Origin of the sequence: Kribbella sp. NBC_01245 (assembly GCF_036226525.1) — a bacterium.
Classification (GTDB): domain Bacteria; phylum Actinomycetota; class Actinomycetes; order Propionibacteriales; family Kribbellaceae; genus Kribbella.
The window spans coordinates 7,528,893-7,542,024 of the sequence record NZ_CP108487.1 but is presented as its reverse complement, the minus strand read 5'-3'; the positions used below and the strand labels follow the sequence as shown (position 1 = coordinate 7,542,024).

Annotated in this window: 16 protein-coding genes; 7 read left to right on the top strand and 9 right to left on the bottom strand. The window is 67.2% G+C overall.

What is annotated here, in order from left to right; translation table 11 throughout:
• The first annotated feature begins 142 nt into the window (after positions 1-142).
• Together OG394_RS34560 and OG394_RS34555 are read left to right on the top strand one after the other, a co-directional pair.
• Complete coding sequence (locus tag OG394_RS34560; protein ID WP_328991411.1) at positions 143-811, top strand: hypothetical protein; 669 nt, start codon at positions 143-145, stop codon at positions 809-811.
• Between the two features lie 38 nt (positions 812-849).
• Entirely contained in the window at positions 850-1,524 is a 675-nt protein-coding gene (locus OG394_RS34555) for a hypothetical protein (protein ID WP_328991410.1), read from the top strand.
• On the opposite strand, the gene OG394_RS34550 is transcribed toward OG394_RS34555, so the two are convergent.
• The gene (locus OG394_RS34550; protein ID WP_328991409.1) at positions 1,521-2,249 is read right to left on the bottom strand and encodes a DUF1932 domain-containing protein; all 729 of its coding nucleotides are present in this window, start codon (positions 2,247-2,249) and stop codon (positions 1,521-1,523) included. The genes OG394_RS34555 and OG394_RS34550 overlap by 4 nt on opposite strands.
• Before the next feature lie 141 nt (positions 2,250-2,390).
• On the opposite strand from OG394_RS34550, the gene OG394_RS34545 reads away from it, so the two are divergent.
• On the top strand, positions 2,391-2,774 hold the full coding sequence (locus OG394_RS34545) for an MmcQ/YjbR family DNA-binding protein (RefSeq protein WP_328991408.1): 384 nt from the start codon (positions 2,391-2,393) through the stop codon (positions 2,772-2,774).
• Here OG394_RS34545 and OG394_RS34540 read toward each other — a convergent pair.
• The 4 genes from OG394_RS34540 to OG394_RS34525 form a co-directional block, all read right to left on the bottom strand.
• Positions 2,771-3,751: a ribose-phosphate diphosphokinase gene (locus OG394_RS34540; RefSeq protein WP_328991407.1), complete on the bottom strand. Its 981-nt coding sequence runs from the start codon at positions 3,749-3,751 to the stop codon at positions 2,771-2,773. The genes OG394_RS34545 and OG394_RS34540 overlap by 4 nt on opposite strands.
• A complete protein-coding gene (glmU, locus tag OG394_RS34535; RefSeq protein ID WP_328991406.1) occupies positions 3,748-5,187 on the bottom strand; it encodes a bifunctional UDP-N-acetylglucosamine diphosphorylase/glucosamine-1-phosphate N-acetyltransferase GlmU in 1,440 nt (479 codons plus the stop codon). Before glmU ends, OG394_RS34540 begins: the two co-directional genes overlap by 4 nt.
• 176 nt (positions 5,188-5,363) lie before the next feature.
• A complete protein-coding gene (locus OG394_RS34530) occupies positions 5,364-5,984 on the bottom strand; it encodes a hypothetical protein (RefSeq protein ID WP_328991405.1) in 621 nt (206 codons plus the stop codon).
• A 10-nt stretch (positions 5,985-5,994) separates the two neighbouring features.
• On the bottom strand, positions 5,995-6,414 hold the full coding sequence (locus tag OG394_RS34525) for a VOC family protein (protein WP_328991404.1): 420 nt from the start codon (positions 6,412-6,414) through the stop codon (positions 5,995-5,997).
• Between the two features lie 91 nt (positions 6,415-6,505).
• Here OG394_RS34525 and OG394_RS34520 point away from each other — a divergent pair, with 91 nt between their 5' ends.
• From OG394_RS34520 to OG394_RS34510, 3 genes are all read left to right on the top strand, one after another.
• Positions 6,506-7,483 (top strand): helix-turn-helix transcriptional regulator, encoded by a 978-nt coding sequence (locus OG394_RS34520; protein WP_328991403.1) that lies wholly within the window; start codon positions 6,506-6,508, stop codon positions 7,481-7,483.
• Between the two features lie 92 nt (positions 7,484-7,575).
• Positions 7,576-7,965 carry a hypothetical protein gene (locus OG394_RS34515; RefSeq protein WP_328991402.1) on the top strand — a complete coding sequence of 130 codons (390 nt, stop codon included), beginning with the start codon at positions 7,576-7,578 and terminating at the stop codon, positions 7,963-7,965.
• On the top strand, positions 7,958-8,461 hold the full coding sequence (locus tag OG394_RS34510) for a DUF2199 domain-containing protein (protein ID WP_328991400.1): 504 nt from the start codon (positions 7,958-7,960) through the stop codon (positions 8,459-8,461). The genes OG394_RS34515 and OG394_RS34510 overlap by 8 nt, the downstream gene beginning before the upstream one ends.
• Before the next feature lie 45 nt (positions 8,462-8,506).
• On the opposite strand, the gene OG394_RS34505 is transcribed toward OG394_RS34510, so the two are convergent.
• Positions 8,507-9,799 carry a hypothetical protein gene (locus tag OG394_RS34505; protein WP_328991399.1) on the bottom strand — a complete coding sequence of 431 codons (1,293 nt, stop codon included), beginning with the start codon at positions 9,797-9,799 and terminating at the stop codon, positions 8,507-8,509.
• Between the two features lie 102 nt (positions 9,800-9,901).
• Here OG394_RS34505 and OG394_RS34500 point away from each other — a divergent pair, with 102 nt between their 5' ends.
• Complete coding sequence (locus tag OG394_RS34500) at positions 9,902-10,396, top strand: hypothetical protein (RefSeq protein ID WP_328991397.1); 495 nt, start codon at positions 9,902-9,904, stop codon at positions 10,394-10,396.
• 162 nt (positions 10,397-10,558) lie between these two features.
• On the opposite strand, the gene OG394_RS34495 is transcribed toward OG394_RS34500, so the two are convergent.
• The 3 genes from OG394_RS34495 to OG394_RS34485 form a co-directional block, all read right to left on the bottom strand.
• Positions 10,559-11,104, bottom strand: coding sequence for a DinB family protein (locus OG394_RS34495; protein WP_328991396.1), 546 nt, complete (start codon positions 11,102-11,104; stop codon positions 10,559-10,561).
• Positions 11,105-11,139: 35 nt separating this feature from the next.
• A complete protein-coding gene (locus OG394_RS34490) occupies positions 11,140-11,751 on the bottom strand; it encodes a pYEATS domain-containing protein (RefSeq protein ID WP_328991395.1) in 612 nt (203 codons plus the stop codon).
• A gap of 93 nt (positions 11,752-11,844) precedes the next feature.
• Entirely contained in the window at positions 11,845-13,131 is a 1,287-nt protein-coding gene (locus OG394_RS34485; protein WP_328991394.1) for a glycoside hydrolase family 5 protein, read from the bottom strand.
• Position 13,132: the final 1 nt, after the last annotated feature.

Below are 13,132 nucleotides of genomic sequence, written 5' to 3'. Positions count from 1 at the left end.
CAGCACGGAGGTTTTCCGCGCGGTCGGCTCCGAGGCAGCACGGAGGTTTTTCCCCGCGCTCGCCACGATGTGCTCGTGGTACCGCCGGCGTTTCTCTGGAGGGGTTCAACTCGATCCACCTTCAACCGGAGGAATCCCAGTCATGTCCACCGAGACAGCTTTCAGCACCACTCCTGAGACTGCGACCAGGCGCAGGGTGGGGCTCCTCGCCCTGGCGCTCACCATCACGTCCATCACCGCCCTGCCGGGGAGCTACCTCTGGCCCGAACCGGCCGCCGGCGGCGACACCTACACGTACGCCGACATCGCCCCGATCCGCGATCTGTGGTGGGGTCTACTCGTCTTCCTCAGCGCGGCCCTGGTCCTGAACGTGCCGTTCCAGGCTCTTGCGACGATGATCCTGGTAAGGCGACGCGGCGCCGGCTGGGCGACCGTCGGCGGCGCGATGATGTGGCTCGGCACGGCGCTCTACTCGGTCGGCGGGGCCGGCTGGGCCGCGGCGTACTACTTCGCGACCGACCCCGCGCTCGATCCGGCTGTTGGTACGTCGGTGATGGAGCAGATCTCCGCCGATACTGGGCACCTATTCGGCGTGATGATTCCAGGCGCTCTGCTGGTCGCCCTCGGCACCGTAATCCAGGCGGTCGGCCTACTGCGCTCGCGAGCCGTACCGCGTTGGATCCCCATCCTGACGCTCGCGATCATCCCCACCTTCGTCCTACCAGGCAACGGCCTCACCGGCGCCCTCGTCGGCCTCCCCATCACCGTGTCGGCGATAGCCCTCGCCTACCACGCCTGGCACCGCCAGTGATCCTTACTGGTGAGCTGGAGTGGGCCTAGGGTCGGCGGGTGGCGTTGATCGTGCTGGTGGGGGTGGTGCTGGTTTTTGTGGTGCCGCTGGTTGTGGCGATCGCGGTGGTGGAGCGAGGGCGGCGGGCGTTCGAAGCGCGGCGGGCGGAGGCGCTTGCTCGGTTCGGCTGGGGATACGTGCAGCCGGATCCGTGGGTCACGGAGCTGGCGTCGATCGCGTTCGGCAGCTCCAGTGGCAATCCGATGTCGATGGTGGGGGGCAGCTTCAACGGGCGGCCGGTCGGCGTGATGGATTTCGAGTACGCGGTGAGTACGACCGACGGCCAGGGCAATGTGACGAGTAGCAGCCAGGCCTGCCATGTGGTCGCGGTTTATCTGCCGGCGGCAATGCCCTGGTTGCGGCTGACCAAGGAATCCGCGATGGGCCGGATGCGAGAGAGCGATCTCCAGCTGGAGAGCAAGGCCTTCAACGACGCGTTCCGGGTGGAGACGCCCGATGATCGTTATGCCTCGGCGATACTGCATCCGCGAATGATGGAGCTGATGCTGGCAAGCACCTGGCTCGATTGGCAGCTCGCCGGTCCGACGCTGATCTCGTGGAATCTGGGCCGCTGGGAAGGTCCCGAGACCGTCGCCCGGCTCTCCGTCTTGACCCGGATCGCCGACCTGATCCCGCCGTTCGTCCTGCGCGACTACGGCCATCCCTTGGCCTAGCTCAAGCGCGTCCAGACCTCGCGCAGGGCTTGGATCGGCGCAGCGTCGAGACCGGCGGCGGTGAGGGTTTCGGCGATCTCGTCGAACTCGGGGCCCCAGCGCCACGCGACCTTCCGCAGGTCCTCGGGCAGGCTCGGATCACCGAGGTCGCCCGCCTGCTTGCGGGTCGACTGGGCCACCAGGGCATCGGTCACGCCGTGGTGGTCGGCCAGACCGAACGCCAATACGGCGAGGGCGCGTTTTCCCTTGTTGTAAAGGGCAAACGCGGACTTGGCGGCACTCGCGGCGCCTACCGTCGTACCGACGACTCGCGGGCTGACCGCCGTACCGGTGAACAAGTCGGCGACAACCTCCACCGATGGTCCAGCGAGTAGGAGGTCCGTACGACTGCCCGCGATCGGGGGCGGACCGATGACGCCCGCGTCGACGAATGTCGCTGCCGCGAGGGCCTCTGCGGCTTCCGCTAGGGATGACGGCGACAACGGGTTCGCGTCGACGTACAGGCCGGTGAATCCAGTGGCGCCGACCTGCCGGGCGATCGCGACGGCGCCTTGCGGAGCACACGAGCAGAGGACCAGCTCGGCCCGTCCGACGGCGTCCGCGAACGACGTACCGGTCAATCCCGCCGCGGCAGCCCGCTCGCTGCTCGCGGGGCTTCGGCCTTCGGGCACCCAGAACACTTCGTTGCCCGCGGCGACGAGTTCGGCCGCGAGGCGCGAACCCATCGCGCCAGGGTGAAACACGGCAATACGCATACCCCCAGCTAACCACCCATCCCTTTGTCGTTCATTCGTCGGAATACGGCCGGTATCTATGGCGTATCCCGACGAATGAACGACAAAGGGATGGAGGGCTAGCCTGGGTCGATGGCGACTCAGGAAAATGTACGGCGCATCGTGGCCGAGCTGCCGGAGACGGTGGAAGCGGCAGACCGGTTCGCCTTCAGCGTGCGCGTCGGCGCGAAGGAGAAGGGCCTCGCGTGGGTCTGGCTCGAGCGGCTCGAACCGAAGCAGGCCCGCGTCCCACAACCGGAGGTGCTGGCCGTCCGGGTGGCCAATGGTGACGAGAAGGCGGCCTTACTTCAGGCGGATCCGGACAAGTTCTTCACCGAGGACCATTACAACGGTTATCCCGCCGTCCTGGTTCGGCTGAAGGCGATCGGCGTCGCCGAACTGAGGGAACTGCTCGTCGACGCCTGGCGGGTGCAGGCCCCGCGCAAACTGGTGAAGGAGTATGACGCTAAGACTTAGGCGCGGCCGTCGAAGAGGCTGGTGACGGATCCGTCTTCGAAGACCTCGCGGATGGCCCGGCTGATCAGCGGCGCGATCGACAAGGTGGTGAGCTTGTCGAACTCCCGGTCGTCGGGAATCGGCAGCGTGTTCGTGACGATGACCTCTTTGGCCTGGCAGTTCTTCAGCCGATCCACCGCGGGGCCGGAGAGGATCGCATGGGTGGCGGCGATGACCACGCCCGCGGCGCCGTCGGCCATCAGTGCGTCCGCGGCTTTGGTGATGGTGCCGCCGGTGTCGATCATGTCGTCGACCAGGATGCAGACGCGGCCCTTGACCTCACCGACGACGCGGTTCGCGACGGTCTCGTTCGGCCGGTCGATGTCGCGGGTCTTGTGGATGAAGGCCAGCGGCGCGTTGTTCAGCCGGGCGGACCACTGCTCGGCGACCTTGATCCGGCCGGCATCCGGCGAGACCACGGCCAGCTGCTGGTCGCCGTACTTCTCTCGCACGTAGTCGGTCAGGATCGGCAGGGCCATCAAGTGGTCCACCGGGCCGTCGAAGAAGCCCTGGATCTGCGAGGTGTGCAGGTCGACGCAGATCAGCCGGTTCGCGCCCGCGGTCTTGAACAGGTCGGCCATCAAACGGGCCGAGATCGGCTCGCGGCCGCGGTGCTTCTTGTCCTGCCGGGCGTAACCGTAGAACGGCAGCACCACGGTGATGCGCTTGGCCGAGGCCCGCTTCAGCGCGTCGATCATGATCAGCTGTTCCATGATCCACTGGTTGATCGGCGAGGTGTGGCTCTGGATCACGAAGGCGTCGCTACCGCGGACGGACTCCTCGAACCGGACGTAGATCTCGCCGTTGGCGAAGTCGTACGCCGAGGTGGGCACGAGGCCGGCGCCGAGCTGCTCGGCGACCTCCTCGGCCAGACCCGGGTGGGCCCGTCCGGAGAAGACCATCAGGTTCTTCTCGGTGGTGCGCTTCATCCCGCTCATGGCCGCGACTCCTTCTCAATGGCCTCGGCGGCTGCCTTGGCGGTCTTCGTACCGGCCCGGCGGCGGGCGACCCAGCCGGCGATATTGCGCTGCCGGCCGCGGGCTACCGCGATCTCCCCCGGTTTGACGTCATCGGTCACGGTCGATCCGGCGGCGACGTACGCGCCGTCCCCGATCACCCGCGGCGCGACCAGAACCGAGTCGCTGCCGACGAACGCGTGCTTGCCGACGGTCGTGTGCGCCTTGGTGACACCGTCGTAGTTGGCGAAGATCGTGCCGGCGCCGATGTTCGCGCCGTCGCCGATCGTGGCGTCACCCGCATACGTGAGGTGCGGGACCTTGGCGCCGACACCGATGTTCGCGTTCTTGGTCTCGACGAACGTGCCGATCTTGCCGCTCTCGCCGAGCACCGTGCCGGGCCGGAGATAGGCGAACGGGCCGACGCTCGCGCTCGCGCCGATGATGGCGCCCGAGCCGTGCGTGCGGATGATCGTTGCGTTCGCTCCGACCTGTACGTCGGTCAGCGTGGTGTCGGGCCCGATCGTGGCACCGGCCGCGGCCGTGGTCGCGCCGTGCAGCTGGGTGTTCGGCAGCAGGGTGACGTCGGCCTCGAGCTCGACCGTGTCGTCGATCCACGTCGTACTCGGATCCACCACGGTCACGCCGGCGCGCATCAGCCGGTCGAGCGTGCGCCGGTTCATCTCGGCGCGGAGCGCGGCCAGCTGGACCCGGTCGTTCACGCCCTCGGTCTGCATGGCGTCGTCGGTCACGAAAGCGCCCACCCGCTTGCCGTCACTTTTCGCAATCGCCAGTACGTCGGTCAGGTACAACTCGCCCTGAGCGTTGTCGGTGGTGATCCGGGTCAGACCGTCACGCAACGTAGCCGCGTCGAAGACGTAGATGCCGGCGTTGATCTCGTCGATCTGGCGCTGCTCGGGAGTCGCGTCCTTGTGCTCGACGATGCCCGCGACGCTGCCGTTCTCGCCCGGGATGATGCGCCCATAACCGGTCGGGTCGGGCACTCGCGCGGTCAGCACCGTGACAGCGTTTCCGCTCGCGTCGTGCTCGGCGACGAGCTCCCGCAAGGTCTGGGCCTGCAGCAACGGAACGTCACCCGAAGTGACGACAACCGCCCCATCGAGGTCCGGTACGGCGGTGAGGCCCGATCGCACAGCGTCACCGGTGCCGAGCTGCTGCTCCTGGACGGCGGTCCGGACATCGGGGTCGATCGCGGCCAGATGCGCCTCGACCAGCTCCCGGCCGGTGCCGACGACAACCACCAGATGCTCCGGCTCCAGCTCCCGGGCGGCGGCCACGGCGTGCCCGACGAGACTGCGCCCGCCGAGGCTGTGAAGGACCTTGGGGGTGGCGGATTTCATCCTGGTCCCCTGACCGGCGGCCATGATGATGACCGCCGCAGGACGGTGGGAAGTCACGCGGTGTTCTCCTCGGGTTCCCTGGGTGGTCGGGCCCTGGTATAGACGCTGTCAGACGCTGTTGGACGGACATCTTCCGCTCGTCAGCGTACTTGCGGGACCGCGCCTGCTCCGAATCGGCGCTCGCGGATGTGACCGATGTGACCCGTGAACTGCTCTGGGACCTGGTTGCTGCCTCAGACGAGGTTGTTCCAGAACATCAGCTCGTAGCTCTGCACCAGCCGCGCGTACCGCCGTACCTTGCCGGTCACCACGCCCGCGTCGAGCCCGGCCTGTACGGCGGCGACCGCCTGCGCGTGGCCGTCCGGCGGAGGCGTCGCGAAGAAGTCGAGGAACGCGCAGGCCTCATCGTCGTACCCGTAATGCCTGCGCATCGCCTCCGCGAGCGCGGCGCAGTACCGGCCCCAGGCGGCGAAGTTCGCGTAGAGCCCGACGACGACCTCGGCCGGTTCGGCGTTGAGCGCGAGCCAGGCGAAGTACGACGGGTAGGCCTGGCAGCCGGCCTGCGGCTCGTACCGCTCGTCCTCGGCAGCGAGGGCCGGGAGTTTGCCGAGGGCAAGCTGCTCCCCGGCTGCCAGTCCGGCGAACCAGTCGCGCACTTCGGGCTGCTCCGCGCGGGCGGCCAGCGTCAGGCAACTCCGCCAGTCGCTCCGGACGATGTGGTACTCCTCGGCCGCGAGCCGCGCGAACACCTCCCGCGGCGCCTCGCCACTCGAGACGAGCGGTACCAGCCGGTTGTCGTCATCCCGTGGCGCCAACTCCGCCTGCACCGACTCGATCAAGTCCTCCGCCGTCACCTGCCCGACGCTACCGCCCTTCGGGGGTGACGTTGAGGATCCAGACGACGCCGAACCGGTCCTTGAGCATGCCGTACAGCGGTGACCAGCCGGCCGGCGCGAGTTCCTGGACGACGGTCGCGCCTTCGGACAGGCCCTTCCAGTAGGAGGTGATCTCGTCGGAGTCTTCGCCGCTCACCGAGACGAACACCGAGTTGACGCCCGGCTCGTAGGGCATGCGGACCGGTACGTCGTACGCCATCACGTGGATGCCGTTGCCGCCTTGGAGCTGGCCGAACATGATCTGGTCCGCCTCGGCTGGGTCCTGAACGTTCTGGGCGTCCTGGTAGCTGACGATGGCGAGCTCGCCGCCGAAGACGGACTGGTAGAACTCGAGCGCCCCGCGAGCGTCGCCGCGGAAGTTCAGGTGCGTGGTGGTGGTGATGGTCATGGCGTTTCCCCTTCGTCGAATTGGTGATGTGCCGCCAATGTAGGAACTATCGCGGCCAGTTTTTGACCGCGATTGTGGCGATGATGGGGAAATGGCGAATACGAGTACTCGCACGCTGCGGCTGCTGTCTTTGCTGCAGGCTCGCCGCTATTGGCCAGGGCCCTTGCTGGCCGAGCGGCTCGGGGTCTCGGCGCGCACCTTGCGCCGTGATGTGGACCGATTGCGCGAGCTCGGTTATCCGGTGGATGCGAATCCCGGTGTCGACGGCGGCTATGCGCTCGCCCCTGGTGCCGCGTTGCCGCCGCTCGTTGTCGACGATGACGAGGCGATGGCGCTTGCCGTGGCCATCCAGTCCCACCTCGCCACTCTCGCCGACGGGGACAGCGGCGATGCGGCGTTGCGGGCGCTGACCAAGATCGTGCAGGTGCTGCCGCGACGGTTACGCGCCCGGCTCGATGCCGTTCGCTCGTCGACTACGCCGGCGTTGTGGAGCACCGAGACCGTGGCGTCGGTCGACCACGACGTACTCACCACGCTGGCCCTTGGCTGCCGTGATTCGGAAAGGGTCCGGTTCGGCTATCGGGCGATCAATGGCTCGCGGTCTTCCCGGCAGGTCGAGCCGCTCCAGCTTGTCGCGCTGGGCAGGCGCTGGTACCTGGTGGCGTACGACCTCGACCGGCGCGACTGGCGAACATTCCGGATCGACCGGATCGAGGGTGCGGAGGGAGCCGGTACGTCGTTCGCGCCACGTACGCCGCCTTTCGAGGACGTCGCCGCCTTCGTACGCGGGCGGGTATCGGGCAGCGCGTCGGGCGGTCGGCACCGCGTCGAGGTGATCGTCGAAGCGTCCGCCGATACCGTCAGCGCGCGCTTCGGCCGCTGGGCTGAGGTGCGGGCGAGTACGCCGAACCGCTGCACGTTGGTCATGGAAACGGACTCGCTCGACGGACCCCTCTTCGCCCTCGGTTCCATCGGCGCCCCGTTCACCGTAATCACCCCACCCGAACTCGCCACCATGGCCACCGACTGGTCCACCCGCTTCGCCCAAGCCGCTGCCAGTAGCCATTGAGGCCTGCACCTCCCGGGGTCTGCACCTCCCAGGGTCTGCAACTTCCGGCAGATCCGGGGACAGATGCCCGCCTGCCCTGCGATACTCCGCGCGTGTTCCTCGAAGAGCAGGACGACCCCACATTTCGGCGGCGATTCGGCTGGGTGGTGCCCATGGGCATCGCGAGCGCGATCAACACGTTCGCCAACCTCGGCGACGATCCACTCACCCAAGCCGACCAGCCGCTCCTCGGCATGGCCACCCTCCTCGGCGTGGTCGTCGGTGTCCTCTGGGGTTGCTTCGACCCCCGCGACCTGTCCGACCGCCTCGCCTTACCCGCCCTCGCGATGATCGCCGCGGGCATCTTCCTCCTACTACCGATCACCACCGGACCGTGGACTCTCGGCACCCTCCCGCTTCTCCTCTACGACCTCGGCCTGGTCGCGGGCCTCATCATCGCCACCTGGTGGACCGCCCTCCGCTCGGCCCCGACCCATGCCTGACCACACCTGTCCCACCTGCGGCGGCACCCTGGACGCGCACCACCGGAACGTGCGCTTCACCCTTCCCGACCCGGTACTCGACCTCCCCGATCAGGAGCGGTCACCGGATGTCTGGATGAGTCACGACACCCCCGTCGAGTCGGTGATGATGCAGGTCAAGGACGTCGGCTGTTTCATCCGCGTCCTGCTGCCGATCCACCTGGAGGACGGCGACAAGCTCACGTACGGCGTTTGGCTGGGCGTGCCGGACGAGAAGCTGCATGAGGCCTTCGCAGTGTGGTGGGGCGACCCCGACGTCTACCGAAACCTCCGGCTGGACGGCCTCCTCGCGAACACGATCCAGCCTTGGGGCCTGCTCGGGACCCCCGTCATCGCCACTGTGCTAGACCCCGACCAAACGCCTTACTGCACCGAATCACCGGACCACCTGATGACCCGAATCCTCCACGACACCTGGCCACACGACGAGGCCGCCGCCCACCTCCCCGACCGGTAAGCCTGCCGAGGCTCAAGCGCAGAGACCCGGCGGGCGCGCCGAGGCTCAGCGGGCGGAGGCTTTTAGTGCGGCGACGAGTTGGGGTTCGGTGAAGCCGGTGTGTTTGCGGAGTAGTTGCTCGCGGTCTTCGGTGGACTTGGCGACTTCGGCGTAGAAGTTGGTGACCTTGCGGATGCCGACAGCTTTCACGAGGTGCTCGACCGCCAGCCAGCTCACGCCGTACGTGTCCTCGCCGAAGTCGCCGTGGAAGACGCCGTCGATCGGCAGCACCTTCAGGTCGGCGAGCGAGTCGGCACGGATCTCGTCGCGGTACTTCTCCACGCCCATGGCCCAACCCCGCGAGCGGTCGGCAACGACTTGGTAGCTGACGTACTCGGCGAGGCCTTCGACCAGCCAGAGCGGCGTCCCGTCGCCTAGCCGGACCGCGCCGACGTGAGTGAATTCGTGCGCCAGCAATCCGGTGTCGACGTCCTTCCGCTCCTTGGGGTTGATCACCACCCAGCCGCCGACCACCTTGCCGGTGGTGCGATCGGTGGGCACGGTGTTGTCGACCAGGGGCATCGCGAACGCGGCGATGCCGTGACCGGGCAGTTGCCAGGACCTGACGAGCGCCTCCCGCTCCTTCATCGCCACCACGATCACGGTCGGCTGCAATCGCGACAGCCAGACCTTGCGAACCTCGGCGAGCGCGACCAGCGAATCAGCTGCCACCTTGCGACCAAAGGCACCATCGCCAGCGCTGACGATCACGAACACGCCGGGTCTTCGGATCACCTGGATCGGGCCGAAATCCCATGGCTGGCGGTGCGCCTCGTCGAGGTCGGCATCCAGGTCATCGTCGTCGACCAGTAGCCAGCGGCCGGCCTTCGGCGCGAAGGTGTAGCCCAGCTCGGTCACCGTCGGCACGTGCCCGGGACCGGCGAGCTGATAGCGCATGACCACGCGGAAGGCGGACGAACCAGAGGCCGCCTTGTCGTTGAGCCAGACTTCGGCACGGTGGTAGGCGATCGCCCGGAATCCGAGCGTGCGCAGATTCCGGAAGAGCTGGATGTGCCTGCGCCGCAACGCCGCGTTGGCGGGATCGAGGTCCTGGAGGAAGGCGGCCTGATCTCCCGTGAGCACGGCTCGAGCCCGTCGCTGCAGGATGACGTCGACCGCCGCACCGACCTTGCGCTCAGCCTCGGCCGCCGGGTCGGCCAGTCGACGGCTCACTCCGGGCACGTCGAGCAGAGGCGCGCGCCCGAGCGCGAACCAGCCCGCGCCGGCCAACACGCTCGTCGCCGTCACTACCACCACGACGCGCACCACCCAGCGCCGTACGCCCATCCCGATCCCCATCCCAAGCCCCTCCAGCCTCGGTTCAACCGAGGGCATCAAGATAGCGCCCGCAGCCGACAATTCTCGCCGCCCCAATGACGTACGTCGTACGGGTTGTGCGGCATGCTCACAGCTATGGAGACGTACGTCGTCGATGGTGACGGTTGGAGCCGCGACGAGGTCGTGTCGGTCTGCCGGAGTGTGCTGACAGCGGTACAGGGCCGGGCGGTCGAGTTTGAGTGCGATGTGCCTGGGGATCCCGGGAATCGCAGTGATACTGGCGATTGGCCGGAGGACGTGCGGGCGGCGGCTCGGGTGTTGCGGTCGTTGCCGTCGGCCCGCATCGAGCGCGGCGGTTATGGGCAGACCGGCGTCGTCGAGGGCGCGTCGGGGCGGGTGCGGGAGGCGTTCGTGACGTTCGCGCCGTGGGCGTTCGATGCGTCGGTCTGGTCGGCTGATGCAGGCGCACCTGTGCGGCTGGCCGATGAGGGGACCTCGCTTGTGGTCGAGTTGGAGCCGAGCGAGCGGGAGGTCATCGCCGGGATCGTCGGGGTCGATCGGTTGGTGCCGCTCCGCGAGTGGCGGCGCCGACATCGTTGGTTCCGTCGTGGCCGTTAGGTGCGGCCCGAGTGGGTCGGAAGGTGGCGACGATCGGTCCCAATTTGCCGCTCTTCTGCTTCCTGTCAGGTGCACGGCGGCGGGCAGCGGCAAATTGGGACCGATCGTCGCCGTCCTTAGAAGGCGTGCGTCCTCCGTCCTGAGAAGGCGGGCGGGGGGTGGTTAGACGCCGATGGTGCCGTCTATGCGTTCGCGGAGCAGGTCGGCGTGGCCGTTGTGGCGGGCGTATTCCTCGATCATGTGGATGAGGACCCAGCGTAGGGAGATCGTGCCGCGCCAGGAGTCTGAGCCTTCGACGTCGAGATGCGGGGACTCGGCAACGAATTGGTTGGCGAAGGCTACTTCGTCGCGCCACGCCTGCCAGGCGGCTGCGATCGACGCGGGGTCGGACTCGGCGTTGTCGAAATCGCCGTCTGGTTGGTCTTCGGAGGAGAAGAGCGCGGGCGCGTCCTCGCCGGCCAGCGCTCGCCGGAACCAACGGCGCTCGACGTCCGCGAGGTGTCGCACCAGGCCGATCAGCGACAGTGTCGACGGCTCGACCGAACGCTGGGCCAGCTCGACCTCGAGGCCGGCGCACTTCAACTCGAGCGTCTTCCGTTGAGCGGCGAGGAAGTCGATCACCACCCCGCGTTCGTCTCCGGTCGCCCTACCCTCGAACCGCGCTTCGCTCCCCGCCTCGGCCCAGATCTCGGCTCGTCGCTGCGTCATGCCCAAATCATCGCTCAAACCCCGTCACGCCGGAATCATCGCTCAAGCCCGATGACGCCTGCCATTTCGAAGTCGAGGTAGCGGTTCAGTACGACGGTGTGCCCGTCGCTGAAGTGGACCCGGCAAACGCAGAGCACCGGCCCGTACGCCGACGTGCGGAGCCCGGTGATGCCGTCGGAGTTGCGGGTGATCTCGAATGCCCGGCCACCCCAATGCCGTCCCAGGTAGAACTCGGCCTTCACGACATCGGACTGGTCGTCGGGAAAACCCGCGCGGTCGCGCCGATGACCGACGAGATAGACGTACACGTCAGCCCATCCGGGACCCTGGCTGCTCGGGCCGATGACGTGCGCGAGGAAGATCCCGCGACTCTCCGCGGACAGCTCCTTCTTCGCGGACGTCCAGGACGGCTGCGCGACCAGTTCCTTCGCCGCGGGTTCGCTTGGTTCGACTCGCTCGAGCTTGGCCACCCGCTGGCCGAGCTCGAACCCACCGCCCGGGAGGTGCAATGCCACTGGGTCTCCGGCCTCGATCCGATCCACGATCGCCTTGACGATCTTCGGCAAAGACCCGCGCAGGAGGAACAGCAAGACCGCCACAAAGGCGATCCAGGCCAGTGTCTGGAACAACGGCACCCAGTCCTCCACCTACGCATCGTGACAGCCTCACCGCCCTTAGTCGATAGGCCCGCGACAACCCCACCGCCCGCCTCACAACGCGGGACGGCGGGGTTGAAGCCGCTAGGAGGTGGCTTCGGCGAGCGAGATGCCGGTGGTGCTCGCGGGGCCGCCTAGTTTGACCTGGTGGTCGAGGCTGACGAACTTGTTGTTCTGGGACCACAGGGCGGGTTTGAGCAGGGCGTACTTTGGCTCGTCCCAGGTTGCCCAGTCGTGGTTGAGTAGGCCGCCGGTGTCGCCGGAGTTGGGGTTGAGCACCCAGAACGTGTGGTGCAGGCGCTGCTCCTTGATCAGGTCCCGAATGGCGGTCATCCACTTCTGGTTCCGGCCGCCATCCATGAAGCCGCCCCACTCGCCGATCAGGAGAGGCGCGCGGTTCTGCTTGTGGATGTAGAGCCAGTTGGGGTCCCAGACGTCGCGCTCGAGCGTCGTACGGTCCCAATTGCCTTGGAACCAAGGCTGTTCGTAGACGAGCGGTCCGTAGTCGTGCGGCGAGTAAACCAACTGGTCCTGGTGCGCCCCGAGGTTGATCGGATGCTGGGCGACACCGCGGAGCTGGCCGCCCCACCAGGTGCTGTACCAATCGGCAGGGTTCTTCGACGTCCACGAGACGCCGTCCTTGGGATAGACCTCCGTCCCCTCGACGAGAATCAGCAGGTTCGGGTTGGCGGCCAGGATCCGCTGAGCCGCCGTCTCGGCGAAGTGCTTGAAGTTGGTGGGATCGGTCGACCGGTCCCACTTGGCGAACAGAGCTTCCGAGAACTGGCCGTGCGGCTCGTTCTTGAGATCGGCACCGATGATCGTGTCGTTGTTCCGATACCGGGTGGCGATCCAGGACCACCCGGCATACACGACCTCTGTTGTGATGGATCCCTTATACCAAAGGGGATACACGTGTCCGGCGTTGTCGGCCTCGGCACTGTGCAGGTCGAGGATGACCTTCAGGCCGTACTTCTCGCACAGTTCGAGGAAGCGGTCGAACACCTGCAGGTTGTTCTTGCCGGCCAGGTCGGGATTGGCCCAGGTGTTGACGTTCGGCATGATCGTCTGGCCTTTGGACCACTCGTCCAGCAGTTGCGACGAGATGGGCACCCGGACGACGTTGAGACCGCGATCGGCCATCGACTTGGTGATGCCTTCCAGGTTGCCGGACCACAGTCCGTGGAAGACGCGTTCGCTGGTGTTGAAGCCGAACCAGTTCGTGCCGGTGAGCCAGATCTCTTTGCCGGTCTCGTCGACGATCTTGTTGCCCTGGGCATGCAACCAGTCCATCGTCGGCGCTGCCTGGGCGGGCGTGGTGAGTGGGCTCGCGAGTAAGAACACGGCCGCAAAGAAGAATGACTTCCACATG

Bases quoted from the DNA above. Each gene is read 5' to 3' on its own strand.
- OG394_RS34560 (WP_328991411.1), top strand. From the start codon at position 143: ATGTCCACCGAGACAGCTTTCAGCACCACTCCTGAGACTGCGACCAGG.
- OG394_RS34550 (WP_328991409.1), bottom strand. From the start codon at position 2,249: ATGGGTTCGCGCCTCGCGGCCGAACTCGTCGCCGCGGGCAACGAAGTG.
- OG394_RS34545 (WP_328991408.1), top strand. From the start codon at position 2,391: ATGGCGACTCAGGAAAATGTACGGCGCATCGTGGCCGAGCTGCCGGAG.
- OG394_RS34540 (WP_328991407.1), bottom strand. From the start codon at position 3,751: ATGAGCGGGATGAAGCGCACCACCGAGAAGAACCTGATGGTCTTCTCC.
- OG394_RS34525 (WP_328991404.1), bottom strand. From the start codon at position 6,414: ATGACCATCACCACCACCACGCACCTGAACTTCCGCGGCGACGCTCGC.
- OG394_RS34520 (WP_328991403.1), top strand. From the start codon at position 6,506: ATGGCGAATACGAGTACTCGCACGCTGCGGCTGCTGTCTTTGCTGCAG.
- OG394_RS34510 (WP_328991400.1), top strand. From the start codon at position 7,958: ATGCCTGACCACACCTGTCCCACCTGCGGCGGCACCCTGGACGCGCAC.
- OG394_RS34505 (WP_328991399.1), bottom strand. From the start codon at position 9,799: ATGGGGATCGGGATGGGCGTACGGCGCTGGGTGGTGCGCGTCGTGGTG.
- OG394_RS34500 (WP_328991397.1), top strand. From the start codon at position 9,902: ATGCTCACAGCTATGGAGACGTACGTCGTCGATGGTGACGGTTGGAGC.
- OG394_RS34495 (WP_328991396.1), bottom strand. From the start codon at position 11,104: ATGACGCAGCGACGAGCCGAGATCTGGGCCGAGGCGGGGAGCGAAGCG.
- OG394_RS34485 (WP_328991394.1), bottom strand. From the start codon at position 13,131: ATGTGGAAGTCATTCTTCTTTGCGGCCGTGTTCTTACTCGCGAGCCCA.